Annotated in this window: 2 protein-coding genes and 1 pseudogene; all 3 read right to left on the bottom strand. The window is 43.6% G+C overall.

From position 1 onward, the window contains the following. Positions 1-50: 50 nt before the first annotated feature. The gene (locus tag A3762_RS20095) at positions 51-914 is read right to left on the bottom strand and encodes an ABC transporter ATP-binding protein (protein ID WP_068475968.1); all 864 of its coding nucleotides are present in this window, start codon (positions 912-914) and stop codon (positions 51-53) included. A gap of 17 nt (positions 915-931) precedes the next feature. Further along, positions 932-1915: an ABC transporter permease gene (locus tag A3762_RS20090; RefSeq protein WP_082869133.1), complete on the bottom strand. Its 984-nt coding sequence runs from the start codon at positions 1913-1915 to the stop codon at positions 932-934. An 86-nt stretch (positions 1916-2001) separates the two neighbouring features. Next, positions 2002-2325, bottom strand: a pseudogene (locus tag A3762_RS20085) (nitrate ABC transporter substrate-binding protein); the annotation flags it as partial.

Genomic DNA, 2325 nt, shown 5'->3' with positions numbered 1-2325 from the left:
AGACAATTTACTCTGATAAGCAAACTCGTAATGAGTGAATCAATCAGCAACTATGCTGCATTCGAATCGGTTTGATCTGTAACGACCTTCTCAGAAGACTCTTCTTTTTTCTTATGCTTATCGACAGACTCAACTTTTTTCTGTTTTTCATATAAGAAGGTAAGTACTTCATGACGATAGTGGTTGTACTCAGGATTATCTGCCAACGCCAAACGATCACGAGGTCGATCTAGTTTCACATCTAAGATCTCGCCAATCGTTGCCGCTGGTCCGTTAGTCATCATCACAATGCGATCAGACAATAGAACAGCTTCGTCAACATCGTGCGTGATCATAATGACGGTGTTACCAAGCTCGGCATGAATCTCCATAAGAGAATCCTGTAAGTGAGCCCGTGTTAACGCATCGAGTGCACCGAAAGGTTCATCCATGAGCAATACTTTTGGCTCCATCGCCAAAGCGCGAGCGATACCAACACGTTGCTTCATACCACCGGAAATTTCAGAAGGTAATTTATCCAAGGCATGGGTCATGTGCACTAATTCAAGATTATGATGCACCCAGTCTTTCATCTCAGCCTTACTGCGGCCGTTACTTGTTTGTTTCACCGCTAGCTCAACATTTTTGTAAACGCTCAACCAAGGTAATAAAGAGTGGTTTTGGAATACAACTGCACGCTCTGGGCCTGGCTCATTCACTTCTTTGCCATCCAAAATAGCGCCGCCAGTTGTCGCTTGATGCAGGCCTGCAACAATGTTCAGTACCGTTGATTTACCACAACCTGAGTGACCAATAAGAGACACAAACTCGCCTTTCTCAATCTTTAAGTTTACGTCTTGTAAGGCTGTAAATGGCCCTTTAGGTGTAGGGAAATCAATACCAACGCCTGATAATTCTAAATGTCCTGTACTCATCTTAAATCCTCCTGCGCTTAACGTAATGTTGCGCTCTTATCCCAGCTCACTTGCTTTTGGATAACTAACATCAAACGGTCTAATAAAAATCCGATAATACCGATTGCCAACACTGCTACCATGATACGTGCGAGTGACGCTGAACTACCGTTCTGGAACTCGTCCCAAACAAACTTACCTAAGCCTGGGTTTTGAGCGAGCATCTCTGCAGCAATCAGTACCATCCAACCAATACCTAATGACAAACGAAGGCCCGTAAAAATCATTGGAATCGATGACGGCATAACAATTTTTATAACGTGATTGATTGGGTTCAAACGCAGAACCTTACTCACATTTATAAGATCTTTATCAATACTAGAAACACCCACTGCGGTATTGATCAGCGTTGGCCATAGGCAGCACAACGATACCGTGACAGCTGAAGTGATAAAGGATTTCGAAAACATTGGGTCGTTTGATACATACACAGCACTCACGACCATTGTTACCAATGGCAACCACGCAAGCGGTGACACCGGTTTAAATAACTGAATTAAAGGGTTAATCGCAGCATATGCCGATTTACTCAAACCACATAAAATCCCTAATGGCACGGCGATAATTGATGCGATAAAGAATCCGGTTGCAACCGTACCTAAGCTCGTCCAAATTTGCTGGAAGAACGTTGGTGCGCCTGTATAAGGGCGGATTTTAGGCACGTAGTCTGGATCTTTTGCCATACGCGCTTCATTGCGTTGTTCTTGTCGCTCATAAAAGGCTTCTGCCTTAGCAACCTCTGCCTGATGTTCATTCAATAGATTCTTTGATTGTTCCCATACTTGAACAGGGCCTGGGAATTGGCCTAGCGAGGTATCGATGTTTTGTGCTGCAGCGTTCCACAGACCTAAAAAACATACTAACCCAAGCAAGGGTAATGCGAGTGCAGTCGAGAGCTGCTTCAATTTTTCACCTACTTGGCTTAATCCACCAGTAGTAGGCATCACCGCTTGTTTAAACATATCTTTCTCCTTTATGCCTATAAAACTTGCCGAGTGCGAGGACTATGCACTCAGCAAATTAGGCTATGTGCTAACTTCGTTACGGCTTAAATTAAGTCTTTGCCTTTCAAACCTATTGGGAACTTCTGCAAGTACTCATTTGGTTTTGAACCATCGTAAACGTGGTCGTCAATGAAGTGTGTTTGAGGTGGCTTAAAGCCAGTTTCTGAATCGAATTCAGGGAAATCAGAAGCTTTCGCTTTACCTTCTTCGATCAATGCTTTCGCTGCTGTCGCGTAGATATCTGGACGATATACTTTCTTAGCCGTTTCCATGTACCAATCATCTGACTTATGCTCAGAGATCTGCCCCCAACGACGCATCTGTGTTAGATACCAAATTGCATCACTGTAGTAAGGATAAGTCGCGTT

The sequence above is a fragment of the Oleiphilus sp. HI0125 genome, assembly GCF_001635355.1.
Note: the sequence above shows the minus strand (reverse complement) of the source record. Positions and strands in the feature narration are given on the sequence as shown.

What these genes read in the sequence shown, in the direction of transcription:
- A3762_RS20095 (WP_068475968.1), bottom strand. Translation starts at nt 914, where the DNA reads ATGAGTACAGGACATTTAGAATTATCAGGCGTTGGTATTGATTTCCCT.
- A3762_RS20090 (WP_082869133.1), bottom strand. Translation starts at nt 1,915, where the DNA reads ATGTTTAAACAAGCGGTGATGCCTACTACTGGTGGATTAAGCCAAGTA.